This is a genomic window from Rossellomorea aquimaris (assembly GCF_008180865.1).
Taxonomy (GTDB): Bacteria; Bacillota; Bacilli; order Bacillales; family Bacillaceae_B; genus Rossellomorea; species Rossellomorea yichunensis.
Map to the genome: position 1 here is coordinate 277,782 of NZ_VTEX01000006.1, position 16,994 is coordinate 294,775.

Here is a 16,994-nt window from a genome sequence, read left to right on the forward strand (position 1 = left end):
CATTGGAAATTACTACAAATCATATTCCGAGAGAAATGTATAATGCGTTAATGAATATGCTTCCTAAAAGTAGGAATAAAGATTATTTAAAATCAGCAAATTTAATTTTAAATGATAATAAATACATTATTCCTCCCTTTGGAACCATTCATTACTTTGAAGGTATTCAGTGGAAAGAAGACAGATCAAGAAGTTACTTAAGACTTTTACATGCTTTAACACCTTTAGGATGTTTGACTGATGCATTCTCAGACACAAAAGAAACTAAATATGTAAAAAAAGGCTTAGATATAATAAAGGATTGGAAAAGCATACATGAATATTCCAAAGATAAAAATACAATGGCGTATCATGATGAGACAACAGCTCTTAGGTTACAGTACCTACTTAGATTCTATATTATTTCTCAAGAAGCCCTAAACCCTGAGGATAAAATCATGTTAGAAGAAGAGATGTTCTCTACTAATCAATTATTGTCACAAGAACACTTTCATTCCACTAATACAAATCACGGGATGTTTCAAGATATAGCTTTATTGTTGTATTCTTGCTACTTTAATCAAAAGCAATATATTCAATTAGCACTTGATCGTCTACTAAATTATTTCAATCATGTATATACTACAGAGGGTGTCCATAAAGAACATTCACCTGCTTATCATTTAGTAGTTTCAAATAATTTAATGAAATTAATTAATTTTCTTGCTACTTTTGATACTAATGTAAGTAATAAGTTGAAAGAAATATTTGTTAAAACCGAAGAGTTCGCAACATTTATAATTCGACCTGATGGAGTTCTCCCTCCCATTGGAGATACAGAAGAAAAAAAGTTCTCTAAGTCAGGGTTTAAGAATCTATATAGTAGTGAGCACTTTAAATTTGCTTCTTCAAAAGGTGAAGAAGGAGAACCGCCAGTGAATACTGACAGAGTATTTAAAGAGTCGGGATATGCAATATTTAGAGATGATTGGTCAAAAAAAGAGAATTCAACGTATGTCCTCTTTAATGCAGCATATCATGTTGATTATCATAAACATAGCGATGATTTAAGTGTATATATATATTCAGATGGAGAAGACATAATTACGGAAGCCGGCCCGAATGGATATAATTATAAAGATTCTTTCACACAATATGCTTATTCATCTTTTGCCCATAACACTCTAATTGTAGACGGAGAAGGTTTACTTAGAACAGATGGACAATATGAAAAGTTGTATATAGAAGATTATAAAATTAGTGAAGAAACATCAGAAGCTACTGGAGTAAATAAAAGGTTTTCAGATGTTATACACAAGAGGAATGTTAAGTTTAATAAAGTTGATCAACAAGTTGTTGTAACAGATAACATAATTGCAGGTAGTAAACACAACTATAAACTATTGTGGCATGTTGCAGAAGAGATAGATGTACATCTTAGGGATACAGTTATTGAATTATTTAGAAGAGATAAAAAGATAATGGAAGTTGAATTTCACTGCCAATCACCCTTTAAATTAAAAAAAGTCAAGGGTCAATCTTCTCCTTCTGTTCAGGGTTGGAAGTTCCCTAAAATGGAGGAAAAAGTACCCTCATCGGTAATTGAAGTAGAATTTACAGATAGCAACACAATGTTTAAAACGGAATTTAGGTTGGCAAATTTTAAGGTGAATACAAAAAAACCTCCTTTCGAATTAGAAAAAGTTTTTAGCAGTGTTCATAATGTAAGATATCATTTTCAAGAAGCAACTGATGATAATCTAAAAGATCATCTAATAATTATTTTTTCTAGTCTTGCAGAAAAGTACCAGTATAAATACAACTATATTCGAACACTTGAAAATATACCTACAAATAAATTATATATTTTAGATGATTTTGGTGATCAAGGTGCTTACTATTTAGGTAACAAGAGAGATTTCTCCATAGAAACAACAGTAAATTCATTAATACAATTTATCATGAAAAAATACAATATTGTCCATAGAAATCTTACTGCGGTAGGCTCGTCTAAGGGAGGTTATGCAGCACTGTATTTTGGCATAAAAAACTATGTAGGAAATATTATAGCGGGTGCACCTCAGAGCAGATTAGGACATTTTTTAATTAATCAAGCAAAGCATCATAATATTTCTAACTATATTTCTGGGGGCTCTTCTAAAGCAGATCAGGTATTTTTAGACCAGTTACTCTTTAGTCTTCTCCAGCAACCTTCAGAATTAGGTCCCAGAATAAGCATAATGGTAGGGGATAAAGATCACCATTATGAAAACCATGTGCTACCACTTGCTGAGGCTTTAAAAACTAGTGGATTCGGGGTGGATGTTGAAGTTGAAAGAAGTTTAGACCATAATGGCTTGAAAACTCATTTCCCTAAATATCTTACCAAAAAAATATTAGAAGTATTAAACTATAAAATAGAATTACCTGAAATATTGAGTGCAGATATTATTAGAGAAAATGCTTCAACATTAAAAATTTCTTGTACTAGTAGTGGTGAGAATCTAGAGTATGCTTTTTATATTTATAGAGATAATGAACTAGTTAAAAAATTTATGTATTCGACGTCCCCTAAAATTGGATATAAAATTACGGAAAACGGAAAATATATGTCCAGAGTTTTTGTTAGAGACAAATCAGGTAATAGGGTTACGAAATATACGGAAAGTATAACAATCGATATTTAGGAGGAATTTTTAATGAAAATTTGTACAGTAGGTCTAGGATATATCGGATTACCTACTTCTATTATGTTTGCAAAATATGGTGTAGAGGTAGTAGGGGTAGATATTAACCAAAGTGTAATAGATTCATTGAACAATGGACAAATTCACATTGAAGAACCTGGTCTTCAAGACGCCCTCGAAGAAGTATTAGAAACACGTAAATTCCGTGCATCTATGGCACCAGAGAAAGCAGACGCATTTATTGTATCTGTACCAACACCAAATAATGACGACGAATATAAATCGTGTGACCTTACTTATGTACTTAGTGCTGTAAAGAATACTATTCCATTTCTTGAAAAGGGAAATGTACTAATAGTTGAATCTACAATCGCTCCAAGAAGCATGGATGATTACGTAAAGCCACTTGTTGAGGAAGCTGGATTAATAGTTGGTGAGGATATTTTCCTTGTTCATTGTCCAGAACGTGTATTACCTGGGCAAATTATGCATGAGCTAATTTATAACAATAGAATTGTTGGAGGGGTAACACCTGCATGTACAGAAGCTGGCGTAAAAGTTTACAGCACTTTTGTTAAGGGAGAGATTATTAAGACAAATGCCAAAACAGCTGAAATGTCTAAGTTAATGGAAAATACTTTCCGTGATGTAAATATCGCTTTAGCAAATGAATTAACAAAAGTTTGTACGGAACTAGATATCAATTCATTAGACGTAATAGAGATGGCGAATAAGCATCCGCGTGTTAACTTACACACACCAGGCCCTGGAGTTGGTGGTCACTGTTTAGCAGTTGATCCTTACTTTATTGTTGCAAAAGCCCCGGAACAAGCTCAACTAATTAACCTGGCGCGTAATATCAACACATCTATGCCTTCATATGTAGTTGAGAATGCAAATAAGTTAATGAGACAAGTTGATGGAAAAGTAGTTACTATATTTGGTTTAACCTATAAAGGAAATGTAGACGATATTCGAGAAAGTCCTGCAATGGAGATTAAGGAAATGCTTGAGTTCCAAGGTGACTATGAAGTCCGTTCTTATGACCCACATGTTGAGAAGGATTTTGTTTATAACAATTTAGAAGAAGCAGTTAGTGGTTCAGATTTAATATTGATTCTATCAGATCACAATGAGTTTAAAGAGTTAGATTGGAAAAGACTTGAAGGAATGAATAGTAAGCAAATACTAGATACAAAAAATGTTGTTAGTAACCGTTCTGATGACTTCAACTATATTAACTTTGGTAATTTATACGAGAATACTAAGAAAGTTGCAGCACTTGTATGACCCATATATACCAAGTGCTGAAAGAACAGATCCAAAATTTTCATTTGATCTTACGTTTATCATCGTATGAGTTAAAAGGTAAATATCAAATGCACTATTTGGGAATTCTATGGCAATTTCTTAATCCAGCCCTCCAAATTTTAATCTATTGGTTTGTTTTTGGTGTTGGGATTAGAAATGGAAACCCGGTTGGAGATGTTCCATTTTTCGCTTGGTTAATTACAGGGCTGATACCTTGGTTTTTTATCAGCCCTTCTATCATTCAAGGTTCCAATAGTGTATATTCTAAAGTTAATTTAGTTTCAAAAATGAATTTTCCAGTAAGTGTGTTACCCAGTATTGTGATTTTTAGTAATATCATTCAATTAATTGTTATGTTGCTTGTCCTTGGAATTGTATTATTCCTATATCAAATGAACCCGGGTATTTATCTACTTCAGCTGCCATATTATTTATTTGCACTCTTGCTATTTCTTTTTGCTTTTACTACACTTTGCTCTACCATTTCAACGATAGTGAGGGACTTTCAAGTAATATTGCAATCAGTAATGAGGATGATGCTTTACTTAACTCCTATTTTATGGGAAACGGGACAACTTCCTAAACTTCTGGAAACCATCCTTAAATTAAACCCTTTATATTATTTAATTGAAGGGTTCAGGAAGACTTTCTTAGGTCAAGGATGGTTTTTTAGTGATATAGAATATACTATTTATTTCTGGATTGCTACATTACTAACTTTATTTATTGGTGCAGTAATACAGTCCAAATTCAAAGATAAATTCATTGATTATATATAAACTGGAGGCTTATATATGAAGCCCAAAGTAGTTTTTAAAAATGTTACAAAAAAATATTCTCTTTATGCTAAAAAAACTGACAAAATTTTAGAATTAATTCTACCAAACAAAAAAACAAAAAACTTTTATGCTTTACAAGATATTTCTTTTGAAGTCTTTGAAGGTGAAACGATTGGAATAGTGGGGATAAATGGCTCAGGTAAATCAACACTATCAAACTTACTCGCTCAGGTTGTGTCCCCTACAAGTGGTACCATCGAAATGGATGGAACACCTTCTTTAATTGCAATCTCTGCTGGATTAAACAATCATTTAACTGGAATGGAAAATATTGAATTGAAATGTTTAATGCATGGATTAAGTAAGAAGGTAATAAAAGAACTTACTCCAAGTATTATCGAGTTCGCTGAAATTGGAGACTTCATTAATCAACCAGTAAAAAATTATTCTAGTGGTATGAAATCGAGATTAGGGTTCGCCATTTCTGTTCATACAAATCCAGATATTCTCGTAGTAGATGAAGCATTATCAGTAGGTGATCAAACCTTTTACCAAAAATGCATAGAAAAGGTTGACGAATTTAAAAAAGAAGGTAAAACAATCTTTTTCATTAGTCATTCCCTTTCCCAAATGGCATCGATATCAGATCGTGTAATGTGGATGCATTATGGAAAAGTAAAAGAATTTGGAGATTCATCCCAAGTTATAAAAGATTACAAAGAGTTTATCAATTGGTTTAATAAATTAAGTACGAATGAAAAAAAAGAGTATAAGAAAAGCCAATTAAACGAACAATCCTTAGGAAAAACAATTTCAAACAATAGTGACTATCGCAGATCTCGAAATGGAAAGAAATCCTCGGGGTTGTTATTTTATTTGCAGACAACCATAATAATCGCTTTATTTTTGGTGTCTTCATCTTTTATGTTTTTTAATGATCCTGTAAAAAGTATCATGAGTTATGTAAGTGATGTAACAATTAAAGAAAATAGAGGGGATTTATCTACTAATAAGCCAGATAATCAGATAAAAACCACCGAGTTAAAGAATGTTGATAAACAAGGTATTGTCCAGTCTAAATCAGCAAAGTTATTCGACAAAGTTAACCAAGAAAATGAGAAGCTTAACTTGGACTTTGGCACAAAGGTTTGGATTCAAAAGTCTAATGGGGATATTCACCAAATCTTAATTAACAATCAATCGTACTATACAAATGCTGAGAACATTGGTGATAATCTTAAAGACACCTCAAATGTTCAACTGAACGATTTTAGACCTACGTTTGATAGTTCATTGGACCAAACCTATCAATATTTCCTAGCTTTCTTTGGAAGTGATTATAGTGAAATTAAAGATAGTTTAAACGGTTTAACATCAGAATCATCAGATTATTTAAAGTATGGATATGATGGTGTAACTTATCATTTTAATAATAATAAAATTGCAGATGAGATTATATTTGATGGAATTGATTTAAGTCAACTTGACTCTCCAGATTTATTGAATCAAGCAGAAATAATATCTTCTAGTAAAGAAAACTATTATTTCATAGGAGAAAAATATGATTTAGTAGTGTCTAAAGAAAACAATACTATTAAAGTTATATTAAACCAGGAGGGCTCTTAATTTTGACTAAAAAAATAACTAAAGCAATAATACCTGCTGCAGGATTGGGTACACGATTTTTACCCGCTACAAAGGCAATGCCAAAAGAAATGTTACCGATCGTGGATAAACCGACAATTCAGTACATCATTGAAGAAGCAATTGAATCAGGTATAGAAGATATAATAATTGTAACTGGAAAAGGGAAACGTGCGATTGAGGACCATTTCGATAGTGCACCGGAATTAGAAATGAATCTTCTTGAAAAAGGAAAATCAGATCTCTTAGAAAAAGTACAATATTCAAGTAACCTTGCTAACATTCATTATATTCGTCAGAAAGAACCAAAAGGTCTTGGTCATGCTGTCTGGTGTGCACGGAAATTTATTGGGGACGAACCTTTTGCAGTTTTATTGGGAGATGACATTGTAGTAAGCGAAAAACCTTGCGTTAAACAATTAATTGAACAATATGAGCAAAATAATTCTTCTGTTATAGGGGTACAAACAGTACCAGATAAAGAGACCCATCGCTATGGAATAATAAATCCATCTGAGAATGAGGGTCGTCTATATAAGGTTAGCAACTTCATTGAAAAACCAGCCATTGGAACAGCTCCATCTAATCTGGCTATAATGGGTAGATATATTCTTACTCCCAAAATTTTCGATTTCTTAGAAAAACAAGAAACAGGTGCTGGAGGAGAAATTCAATTAACGGATGCAATCCAACAACTTAATGAAAAAGAAAATGTATTTGCTTATGATTTCCTCGGCAAGCGCTATGATGTTGGTGAAAAATTAGGATTTATTAAAACAACAATTGAATTCTCACTAAATAATCCTGAACTAAAAGATGAGGTACTTGAGTTTTTACAACAAGAGTTGAAAGAGAGAATGGTAAAATTATAAATTTTAAGGAGTTTGATTCATGTCTACCCCCATCAAAGTAATGACAATCTTCGGAACAAGACCAGAAGCAATCAAAATGGCTCCACTTGTTCTTGAACTGGAGAAACACCCAGAAAAATTCGAATCAATCGTCACAGTTACGGCTCAACACCGCCAAATGCTTGATCAAGTTTTAGAAATATTTGATGTTAAGCCTGACCACGATTTAAATATTATGAAAGACCGCCAAACGCTTACCGGTGTTACAACTCGTGCATTGGAAGGTTTAGACAAGGTAATGAAAGAAGTAAAGCCTGATATTGTATTGGTTCATGGTGATACTACCACAACATTTGTTGCGAGTATGGCAGCCTTTTATAACCAAATAGCAGTTGGGCATGTTGAAGCGGGATTACGTACGTGGGATAAATATTCTCCTTTCCCTGAAGAGATGAATCGTCAATTAACAGGTGTTATTGCAGATCTTCACTTCTCACCAACAGATAAGTCTGCACAGAATCTATTAAATGAAGGTAAAAAGGAAGAAGCCATCTTTATTACCGGTAATACTGCGATTGATGCTTTGAAAACGACAGTTCAAGAAGAATACTCTCATGAGATTCTAGATAAGATTGGTGATGACCGTTTAATCCTACTGACAGCTCATAGACGTGAGAATCTTGGAGAGCCAATGAGAAATATGTTTAGAGCGATCAAGCGTATTGTTGAGGAACATGATGATGTTCAAGTTGTCTATCCTGTGCACCTTAACCCGGCTGTTCGCGAAGCTGCGGATGAGATTTTAGGAAACGATCCACGCATTCAACTCATTGAGCCACTGGGCGTTATTGATTTTCATAACTTCGCATCAAGAGCTCACCTGATCTTAACTGACTCTGGCGGGGTTCAAGAAGAGGCTCCATCATTGGGGGTTCCTGTCCTAGTATTGCGTGATACTACTGAAAGACCAGAAGGAATTGAAGCGGGTACTCTGAAACTGGCTGGAGTGGAAGAAGAGAATATTTATAACCTTGCTAAAGAGTTGCTTACGGATGTTGCTCATTATGATAGTATGGCAAAAGCGGTAAATCCATATGGTGATGGTCAAGCATCCAGAAGAATTGCAGAAGCCATCCATTATTACTTTGATAAGAAGAATAATGATCGACCTGATACATACAATCCTTTAGAAGGTTAAGTGAAAAAACCAATAGAAAACATCCCCGTTAAACATATCGGGGATGTTTTCTTCTACCTATGCCAACGACTCTCCCCATACTTCCCAGCCTCCACAAAATAAGACTCCACCGAAGTATACCCAATACGATAAAACCCTTCACCAGGCTCCCAAATCCGATAAGCATCCAAACTCTTAGTATATTCATCAGAGAGATCGTCAGGCACGGGATATGTGTCCTCGTACTCCAAATGCTCAAACTCTTGAACTGGGAGGTAATAGAGGGCAGATTGTATGGTCCCGTCTTCAACCAGCTTTTTCAAGGCTTTCCCCGAAGTGGCATGGTCTTTGTGAGGATCGTTGTAGGTTAACGCATGATGTCTGGCTTCAGGATATCGTTCATTCATTTCTTTCATGACCTCGATGACATCATCTTCCTTGATTTCGCCATCGGGTAGGTCATATACGAAAACGTTCTCTGGCTCGACTCCCAATTCTTCAACGGATTTCTTAAATTCCATCACCCGTGAGTCACCGAACTCTTCTTTAGAAATAGGTGGCAAATTTTTTTCTCGTAAGTTTTCGTTGACTTTATTAATGGATTGGCTGGCTTCACCGTGTGATAGCAGCACCACGGCTACTTCATTTCCCTTGTCGATTTGACGAAGGATAGAAGGCCCTAAACTGAGCGTTTCGTCGTCTGCGTGTGGAGCATAATAAACCGATGTTTCTGGTTCTTTTTCAAAAAGGGTACAGGCGCTGAGGAACGCGGATAGTAATAAAATGATAGAGAGATAGACAACTCGCATGTGGACCTCCAGGTGAGAAAAATAGTTAAATCTTTACTAATTGATTCTATCAAAGTTTTGGGGCCTGGTGTATACTTTCATAGTAGGAAAGTATAGAACGTGAAGTGAAAGGAACGGAGTATGGAACAAGTTCAACCAACAGAGAAACAGGTACAAGTAAAAAAGAAAAAAAGAGTCTATTCCCTTGATATGCTGAGAGGGATTATTGTAGCATTATCCGTATTTTTAAGTACGATTCCTTATGGGAAGGTGGACTATCCTTATTTCCGTCATGCGGATTGGTATGGGGTCACTTTGATTGATATCATTTTACCGACGTTCATCACCATTTTTGGTGTGAGTATGGCGATTGCGTATCAGCGCGGGGTGAAATGGGAGAAGATTTTAAAGCGGACCGTTCGATTGATCGTGTACGGTATCATTTTTACGATTATTGTGGAATGGACGTTGGATTTCCCGACTATCCGACTGACCGGTGTATTACAGATGTTCGCACTTCTGGGAATTGTTACGGTGGCGATCACCAAGTTTGTACAATCTCCTTTGAAGTTAATGATGATTGCCTTGTTGGTGTCGTCGGTGTATGGGGGGCTGATCCTATACACAGGTCAATCGTGTGAAGGAGGGTTGCCTCAGCCGGAATGCAATGCTTCACATGTGGTGGATAGTGCTGTGTTTGGGGAGAGTCATTTGTATCATCATGGCGAGCGGGGATATGACCCTGAAGGTTTGGTCACCAGTTTGTCGGCCTTATCGAATGTCCTCTTCGGATATGCGTTTGGACGATTAATATTGACCCGTAAAGAGACAGGGGCATGGCGGGAGTTATTAGGGATAGGTGTTCTATTGATTGCCGTTTCTCTCGCTTGGGATCATTTCCTGCCCTATAACAAACGTTTATGGACGTCTGCGTTTGCTCTATTGGCAGCTGGATTCGCAGCTAGTATGCTATCGATTCTTTATCTAATATTCGATAAACGAAAAGTAGACGCCAAAGAGACGGCGCTTAAGCCGGTTGTTTGGTTCCTGGAAGCCTATGGACGGAATAGCTTCTTGATTTATTTTGGTAAATTCATGCTCGGTTCTGTGCTGATCCATCTTTCAGTCACGGATGACGGTATAGAAAAATCGCTTTCCAGGGTTATCAATGAATGGGTAGCAACGTTTGCCCCTCATCCCCAGCTGGCTTATGGCTTATTGAACCTGATTTTCTGGACAATCGTTGCATTTGTCTGTCATAGGAAAAAGTGGTATTTGAAAGTATAAAAGAAAGAAGGTCCGTCCCTCTCATTGAGGGACGGACCTTCTTCTATTTCTGATTTAAAGTCTTTTCAAATATAAGGCTGGCATAGGTTCTTGTGTATTTCAGAATGGTTTCTCCAACCTCTTCAGCCGGAAAATCAAATAAAGGTTGGAACAACTCTTTATTGCTCTCTGTACCGAATGCGTCGATAAAACGGTACGTTAATCGAAGTTCTGTGAAGGTCGTCGTAAAGTATATTTCCAATTGTGTGATGAGATCATAATTGGATTCTTCACTCTTGATCTGCTCTTGATAAAGGGGGATTAGTTCATCCATTCCATTTTCAATGCGCACTTGAGCGCGATTAATAAGTTGTGAAACGCCGTCTAGGTTAGGATATTTTTCATTTAACAAAAGTGGCTGCAGAATTCCATGAAGGGCATTTGTCGTTTCAACCTGAAATACAATGGCCTTCATCAAGTTATGGGTGTATTCATCCTCTGTTGATGAGCTTTTTATCGTTTGAAGTAAATGATTATTTATTTCTTCTCGAAGTTTGTCCTTATCTAGATGTATAACTAGTTTCTTAAAGATGGTAGCAACTGATTGCGTGAGGGACTCCATGGGTTATGTGCCTTCTTTCTTATGTAAGGTTTGAAACTTGCTACTATTCTACCATTAAAATACAGAAAATTCTATATATTATTCTGTGTAAAAAAACGCGCTCTGAATAGAACGCGTACTCTACGGATTATTGGTTGCCTTCAAGGACTGCCCAAATGTCCTTCTCTACATTAGGCTGAATGGCTTTGATTCCGCCAAGGATCTTTACATCATAAGTGTAATCAACCATCAGATCTTTGATTGCTGGATGTAATCTGTCCGGGGGAGTCAATAATAAAGGCTCACCGATATGTGCTGCAAGGGAGGAGCCTGTTAATGCATCGGCAAATTGAGTCCCGGTTGCAAAGAACACAGAACCAGTATGGACGTTGAAATTCTGAATGATGCTGGCGTTCGTTTCATAGCGATTCATACCGTAAATTCTTGTTGGATGGTTTAATTTAGTCATGACGGACTGACTGATGACACCTGTTCCGCCAATGACGTAGTTTTTCTTATATGTGTTCGCTTGAGCAAGGGTGGAAGCAGGGATTATGTCCTTCTCGGATAACAGAATCGGATAGCCCTCTTGTGCAGCGATGGAAGCAATGGAAAGGGCATCAGGGTAGTTCTTTCCACTTACGACAACCGCTGCCTCATGATTGGGAAGAGATTTAGAAATGGCAACGGCTGTCTCATAACGATTGTTTCCGCTGATACGGGTAACAGAAACCCCCAAATCTTTAATTTCCTCTACTACATTATCAGATATCACGCCTGCGCCCCCAAGGATGGTTACTTTTTCGACATCCAATTCTTCAATTCCTTTTTTGGCTGAAGAATGCAGAGTTTGCTTGGAGGTTAATAGAATCGGAGCACCCTTATGGTAAGCAAGCGGTGCTCCGGCCAGGGCATCAGGATAATTGGTCCCGGTAGCTAAAATCATTTCATCACTACCCGATTCCCACCCCTTTAATGCAACTTGAAGAGCCGTTTCATAGCGATCCGCACCGTAAATCCGTTCTACATTAGGCTCGAGATAGAACTGGGACACCATCAACGTATATTCTTTATCCACTCCCAAATCACTTTTATTCTTCACAGAAACATAGTAAGTTCCAGACGTGGATGGGTAAAAGGCAGAATATCCATTTTCTTCATTAACAAAGAATTCGTTGGGTTCAACGGCTTTTTTGTTCTCATCATATAAAGTGATTTCCATTGGGATACTGATTGTTTCCTGCCAAAACCAACCGGATAAATATAATGGATTGTCGGTATCCAGCACTACTTTATACATATCTACATCATCTTCAGGAAGGGATCCTTTTATAAAGGCAGGATTGAAAAGATCGCCAGCCGTAATATCATTTGCAGCTTCAAACGTATTATTTGGTTCTTTTTCCAATACTAATAATTCTTCTTCATTTCCTAAAAATTCCATTGTCGGTGGTAGTGTATCTGTACGTTTATCTGCGAATACGGACGCACTAAATAAGCTGGATGCCAGCAAGGCGGATCCAACCGAAATAATAAACCTCTTTTTCATCTTTTTCCCCCATTTAGATATTCTCTCTATTTTTGTTAAATCTTTACCATCTCATTTTAACACACTGTAAATGGCTAGTTTAAGAGAATATGAAAAAAACGCGCCCTTCACGAGAGCGCGTTCAGCATTATTCATTTCCTTCTAAAATGGACCAAATCTCGTTCTCGACATTAGGCTGGATCGCTTTCTCTCCACCAAGGATCGTCGCCCCGAATGTATAATCCACCATCAAGTCCCTGATTTCAGGATGTAACTCATATGGTGTGGTCAGTAACAATGGCTCTCCCCAATTAGCTGCAAGAACAGAACCTGTTAACGCATCCGCGAATTGAGTACCGGTAGCAACGAAGACGAAGGTGGTAGGAACGTAGAAATCGCGAATGATATTTGCATTCGTTTCATAGCGATTTTTCCCTGCAATCCTCGTTGGGTCGTTCAGCTTTCTGGAAACTGCATTACTGATGACACCTGTCCCTCCAATAACATAGTTCATTTCATATGTCTTCGCCTGTGTCAGCGTTGCTGCAGGAATACTATCTTTATCAGATAAGAGAATAGGATATCCGTTTTGTGCTGCAATGGACGCAATGGATAGTGCATCTGGATAGTTCTTTCCGTTGACGACTACGGCTGCGTCATTATTTGGCAGCTTTTTAGAGATGGCTACGGCCGTTTCATAGCGATCTTTCCCATTGATGCGTGTAACGGAGACATCCAAAGCTCTTAATTCCTTCACTACTTGATCCGAAATGACGCCCGCCCCACCAAGGATCGTCACCTTATTGACACCTAATTCAAAAATGGCTTCCTCCACTGATGGATGAAGGGAACCCTTCGTAGTTAATAGAATAGGAGCGTCTTTATGATAGGCAAGCGGTGCACCGGCCAAAGCATCAGGGAAATTGCTTCCTGTAGCTAAAATGATTTCATCTGTTCCGTATCCCCAGCCCTGTAAAGCAATTTCGAGAGCGGTCTCATACCGGTCTTTACCAAATATCCGGTCTACGTAAGACTCAAATAAGAATTGTGACGCAACGACTACATACTCTTCCCCAGTCGCCGAATTCGTCTTATCTTTTACAGACATATAATAAGTACCAGTAGTAACAGTGTAATCGGCTATTAATCCATCTCTCAGATTTGAGCTCATTTCATTTGGTTCAATCACATTTTTGTTCTCATCATAAAGAGTGACATCTAATAGAATCCCAGGGTTTTCATCCCATGATCCCCCGTATATAATCAATGGATCTTCAGTGTCGACTTGAAACTTATACATATCTACATCGTCTAGAGGGAAGGTCCCTTTTATGGCATCCTCAAGAGAAATTTCATTGGAACTGGCAAACGAATTGTTTGGCTCTTCCTCAACGAAGAAACCTTCACGATCGTACCCTAAAAGCTCCATCTTTTGTTGGGAAGGGCTTTCCGATAGGACAGATGTGCTGAATAAACTTGAAGCAAGTAACGCTGAACCCACTGAAGCAATAAACCACTTTTTCATCTTTCTTTCCCCCGATTGTTATGTTCTTTCTATTTTTAGATAAAACTGTACTAAAGCTGATGTCATTGGTACTCCCATACCAATTTTCATAACATCTAGAATAGTATAATAGCGTTTTGAACGTTTGACTAGATAGTTGCAAATAAATATTTTTCGCCCTTTTTTGACATGAATGGAAGGGAATTCAGGAAGGGTGATTAGGGTGAAAATTAAGGATGTTTTACATTTTAATGACCGCATAGAATCGTGTTGTGAATTTTGCTATACTTACAAGAGTGAAAAAATAAAGAATAACTCTCCATACTGAAAGGGGAACAACATAAATGAGCAAGATCCTTGTTACAGGCGGGGCCGGATTTATCGGCTCTCATATTGTAGAAGATTTGTTAAACAATAACGAAACAGTGGTAGTGATAGATAATTTCTCAATGGGTTCAATGGATAACCTGCCGAAGGACGATAACTTAACAGTGGTAGAAGGAGATATTTCTTCTAAAGAAACCATCCAATCGTTATTTCAACAACACCAATTCAAAAAAATCTTCCATTTAGGGGCGATTGCCAGTGTAGCGGCTTCAGTAGAAGATCCCCTTCATACACATCAAACCAACTTGGAAGCGACCTTATACTTATTGGAAGAAGCCCGGAAACAAGGAGGTTTGGAGCGTTTTGTTTTCGCTTCGTCTGCAGCGGTTTACGGAGATGAGCCAACACTTCCCAAGAAAGAAACATCGACGATCAGACCATTGACGCCTTATGCCATCGATAAATTTGCCTCAGAGCAATATGTGCTGGCATTCAGCCGCTTGTATGATATACCTACAACGGCGGTTCGATTCTTCAACGTCTTTGGAAACAGACAAAATCCATCTTCACCATACTCTGGTGTCGTATCGATCTTAACGGACAAGTTCAAGCAGTTAGTAAACAATGAAGAAACCAACTTCACTTTATATGGAGATGGAGAACAAACCAGAGACTTCATTTATGTAAAAGATGTTGTTCAAGCAAACCTTCTCGTTTCAGAATCAAAAGAGGCCATCGGCAGGGTATTCAACGTTGGCACAGGGGAATCGACAAGTTTAAACGAATTGATTGGCATGTATGAAGAGATTACGAATACAAAGCTTCCTATCGAACAATTGGAAGAACGTTCAGGAGATATTAAAGAATCCTACTCTGATATTTCTGAGCTTAAATCTTTAGGGTTCGATCCAAAGTTCACTATGAGAGAAGGACTTTTGGAGTATTGGAATAAAGAAAACGAATAACGAAAAATGCCCGTTTCTACTGCAGAAACGGGCATTTTTGTGTCGTTTACAGGAAGGGATATTACAAAAAAGGGGTAAATATGACGAATTTTGTTACATAACTGTAAAATTATTTTGAAAATTTTAATGATAAGATTGTTTTTGTAGATTTATAGAGAAGGGGAATTGAGAAATGTCTAATTATCGCAAACCTGTATCTATTACTTTCGTCACGGTAGTAAGTTTCATGTTCCTATTATTTTTCCAGAACCCTGCATCAGCTGCAGGTACACAGATAGATCGAGTAAGTGGTGCAGACCGGTATGAAACGGCAGTTAAAGTATCCAGGCAAGGGTGGAGCAGTGGTGCAAAGACCGTCGTCATCGCAGTGGGAAATAATTTTCCGGATGCGTTAGCAGGCGCACCGTTAGCGGACAAATATAATGCGCCTATCTTATTAGTAACAAAAGATAGCGTTCCTTATAGTGTGAAACAAGAATTAAAACGATTAAAGCCAAGTAAAGCATACATATTAGGTGGAAGTTCTGTCATTTCATCCTCAGTCGAAGCTCAGCTTAAGAGTTTAGGGATTACCGCTACAAGGGTGGCAGGGGAAAACAGATATGAAACAGCGGCGAAAATCGCTGCATTAGTAGGTGGATCACAAGCCATTGTTACATATGGAAGGGATTTCCCGGACAGTCTGGCGGTTGCACCTGTTGCTGCAAGTAAATCAATGCCGATTCTATTAACAGAAAAAAACCATGTCCCTGAAGAGACCAAGAAAGCGTTAAATCAATATAGTTCTTCTATTCTTGTAGGAGGCAAAGGCGTGGTAAGTGACGGCGTCAAGAATCAATTACCACGGGCCACCCGTATTTCAGGGAAAGACCGATATGATACGGCAGCAAAAGTCGCCGAGAAATATTACTCATCTTCAAATAGTACAGTGATTGCCACAGGCGAAAGCTATGCAGATGCGTTGACGGGATCTGTCCTTGCAGCCAAGAAAGGTTCACCTGTTATGCTGGTTCAATCCAATAATGTCCCATCGTCTGTGAAGTCAACAGTTGATAAATTGGGTATTAATCAGTTTACGATCATTGGCGGGACGTCCGTGATTTCTGAGAAAGCCCAAAGTCTATTTGGTTTTGATACAGATGGTTTAATCAAGACGGCGAAACAGTATATTGGGACACCTTATAAATGGGGTGGAACGACTCCAAGTGGTTTTGATTGCAGTGGCTATTTAAATTATGTATATGATAAATATGATATTGATCTGCCTAGAACGACATCGGACATCTGGAATTTTGGAAGCCGGTCAAGCTCTCCCGCAGTCGGGGATATTGTCATGTTTGAAACGTACAAGCCCGGCCCGTCACATGGTGGAATCTATATTGGAAACAACCAGTTCATCCATGCTGGTAATGATGGAGTAGAAATCACAAGTATGAGTAACGTATATTGGAAGCCTCGTTATCTGGGCGCAGTGAAGGTTGTAAATTAATAGAATGATAGTAAAACTGTTTGTCACATGGCAAGCAGTTTTTTTCTTTTTACCCGATTCAATAGTCCTTAAACATTTTCTTTTTAATATTTTATTCT

Annotated in this window: 13 protein-coding genes; 9 read left to right on the forward strand and 4 right to left on the reverse strand. The window is 37.4% G+C overall.

All coding sequences use genetic code 11. The annotated features are described in order from the left end of the window. Positions 1–2: 2 nt before the first annotated feature. From FZC88_RS21570 to wecB, 6 genes are read left to right on the forward strand one after another with little or no spacing between them, the layout of a single operon-like run. Positions 3–2,666 (forward strand): heparinase II/III domain-containing protein, encoded by a 2,664-nt coding sequence (locus FZC88_RS21570; protein WP_262372015.1) that lies wholly within the window; start codon positions 3–5, stop codon positions 2,664–2,666. A 12-nt stretch (positions 2,667–2,678) separates the two neighbouring features. Next, positions 2,679–3,956: a nucleotide sugar dehydrogenase gene (locus FZC88_RS21575; RefSeq protein ID WP_148996393.1), complete on the forward strand. Its 1,278-nt coding sequence runs from the start codon at positions 2,679–2,681 to the stop codon at positions 3,954–3,956. Continuing rightward, the gene (locus tag FZC88_RS21580; protein WP_148996394.1) at positions 3,953–4,756 is read left to right on the forward strand and encodes an ABC transporter permease; all 804 of its coding nucleotides are present in this window, start codon (positions 3,953–3,955) and stop codon (positions 4,754–4,756) included. Before FZC88_RS21575 ends, FZC88_RS21580 begins: the two co-directional genes overlap by 4 nt. 15 nt (positions 4,757–4,771) lie before the next feature. After that, a complete protein-coding gene (tagH, locus tag FZC88_RS21585; protein WP_148996395.1) occupies positions 4,772–6,382 on the forward strand; it encodes a teichoic acids export ABC transporter ATP-binding subunit TagH in 1,611 nt (536 codons plus the stop codon). A 2-nt stretch (positions 6,383–6,384) separates the two neighbouring features. Then, the gene (galU, locus tag FZC88_RS21590; RefSeq protein ID WP_148996396.1) at positions 6,385–7,272 is read left to right on the forward strand and encodes a UTP--glucose-1-phosphate uridylyltransferase GalU; all 888 of its coding nucleotides are present in this window, start codon (positions 6,385–6,387) and stop codon (positions 7,270–7,272) included. A gap of 19 nt (positions 7,273–7,291) precedes the next feature. Then, positions 7,292–8,449 (forward strand): non-hydrolyzing UDP-N-acetylglucosamine 2-epimerase, encoded by a 1,158-nt coding sequence (gene wecB / locus FZC88_RS21595; protein WP_148996397.1) that lies wholly within the window; start codon positions 7,292–7,294, stop codon positions 8,447–8,449. A 53-nt stretch (positions 8,450–8,502) separates the two neighbouring features. On the opposite strand, the gene FZC88_RS21600 is transcribed toward wecB, so the two are convergent. Beyond that, a complete protein-coding gene (locus tag FZC88_RS21600) occupies positions 8,503–9,237 on the reverse strand; it encodes a PIG-L deacetylase family protein (protein WP_148996398.1) in 735 nt (244 codons plus the stop codon). 120 nt (positions 9,238–9,357) lie between these two features. On the opposite strand from FZC88_RS21600, the gene FZC88_RS21605 reads away from it, so the two are divergent. After that, positions 9,358–10,503, forward strand: coding sequence for a heparan-alpha-glucosaminide N-acetyltransferase domain-containing protein (locus FZC88_RS21605; RefSeq protein ID WP_148996399.1), 1,146 nt, complete (start codon positions 9,358–9,360; stop codon positions 10,501–10,503). Between the two features lie 43 nt (positions 10,504–10,546). Here the strand turns inward: FZC88_RS21605 and FZC88_RS21610 are convergent, their stop codons facing one another. The 3 genes from FZC88_RS21610 to FZC88_RS21620 all read right to left on the reverse strand — a co-directional run bounded on the left by FZC88_RS21610 (position 10,547) and on the right by FZC88_RS21620 (position 14,136). Further along, positions 10,547–11,104: a hypothetical protein gene (locus tag FZC88_RS21610; protein WP_148996400.1), complete on the reverse strand. Its 558-nt coding sequence runs from the start codon at positions 11,102–11,104 to the stop codon at positions 10,547–10,549. A gap of 127 nt (positions 11,105–11,231) precedes the next feature. Further along, complete coding sequence (locus FZC88_RS21615; protein WP_148996401.1) at positions 11,232–12,632, reverse strand: cell wall-binding repeat-containing protein; 1,401 nt, start codon at positions 12,630–12,632, stop codon at positions 11,232–11,234. 127 nt (positions 12,633–12,759) lie between these two features. Continuing rightward, a complete protein-coding gene (locus FZC88_RS21620; protein WP_148996402.1) occupies positions 12,760–14,136 on the reverse strand; it encodes a cell wall-binding repeat-containing protein in 1,377 nt (458 codons plus the stop codon). Positions 14,137–14,459: 323 nt separating this feature from the next. On the opposite strand from FZC88_RS21620, the gene FZC88_RS21625 reads away from it, so the two are divergent. Together FZC88_RS21625 and FZC88_RS21630 are read left to right on the forward strand one after the other, a co-directional pair. Continuing rightward, positions 14,460–15,407, forward strand: a complete 948-nt coding sequence (locus FZC88_RS21625) for an NAD-dependent epimerase/dehydratase family protein (protein WP_148996403.1) — start codon at positions 14,460–14,462, stop codon at positions 15,405–15,407. 172 nt (positions 15,408–15,579) lie between these two features. Then, positions 15,580–16,896, forward strand: coding sequence for a cell wall-binding repeat-containing protein (locus FZC88_RS21630; RefSeq protein WP_148996404.1), 1,317 nt, complete (start codon positions 15,580–15,582; stop codon positions 16,894–16,896). The last annotated feature ends 98 nt before the right edge of the window (positions 16,897–16,994 follow it).

What these genes read in the sequence shown, in the direction of transcription:
- FZC88_RS21620 (WP_148996402.1), bottom strand. Translation starts at nt 14,136, where the DNA reads ATGAAAAAGTGGTTTATTGCTTCAGTGGGTTCAGCGTTACTTGCTTCA.
- FZC88_RS21610 (WP_148996400.1), bottom strand. Translation starts at nt 11,104, where the DNA reads ATGGAGTCCCTCACGCAATCAGTTGCTACCATCTTTAAGAAACTAGTT.
- tagH (WP_148996395.1), top strand. Translation starts at nt 4,772, where the DNA reads ATGAAGCCCAAAGTAGTTTTTAAAAATGTTACAAAAAAATATTCTCTT.
- FZC88_RS21605 (WP_148996399.1), top strand. Translation starts at nt 9,358, where the DNA reads ATGGAACAAGTTCAACCAACAGAGAAACAGGTACAAGTAAAAAAGAAA.
- wecB (WP_148996397.1), top strand. Translation starts at nt 7,292, where the DNA reads ATGTCTACCCCCATCAAAGTAATGACAATCTTCGGAACAAGACCAGAA.
- FZC88_RS21630 (WP_148996404.1), top strand. Translation starts at nt 15,580, where the DNA reads ATGTCTAATTATCGCAAACCTGTATCTATTACTTTCGTCACGGTAGTA.
- FZC88_RS21575 (WP_148996393.1), top strand. Translation starts at nt 2,679, where the DNA reads ATGAAAATTTGTACAGTAGGTCTAGGATATATCGGATTACCTACTTCT.
- FZC88_RS21600 (WP_148996398.1), bottom strand. Translation starts at nt 9,237, where the DNA reads ATGCGAGTTGTCTATCTCTCTATCATTTTATTACTATCCGCGTTCCTC.
- FZC88_RS21625 (WP_148996403.1), top strand. Translation starts at nt 14,460, where the DNA reads ATGAGCAAGATCCTTGTTACAGGCGGGGCCGGATTTATCGGCTCTCAT.
- FZC88_RS21580 (WP_148996394.1), top strand. Translation starts at nt 3,953, where the DNA reads ATGACCCATATATACCAAGTGCTGAAAGAACAGATCCAAAATTTTCAT.
- FZC88_RS21615 (WP_148996401.1), bottom strand. Translation starts at nt 12,632, where the DNA reads ATGAAAAAGAGGTTTATTATTTCGGTTGGATCCGCCTTGCTGGCATCC.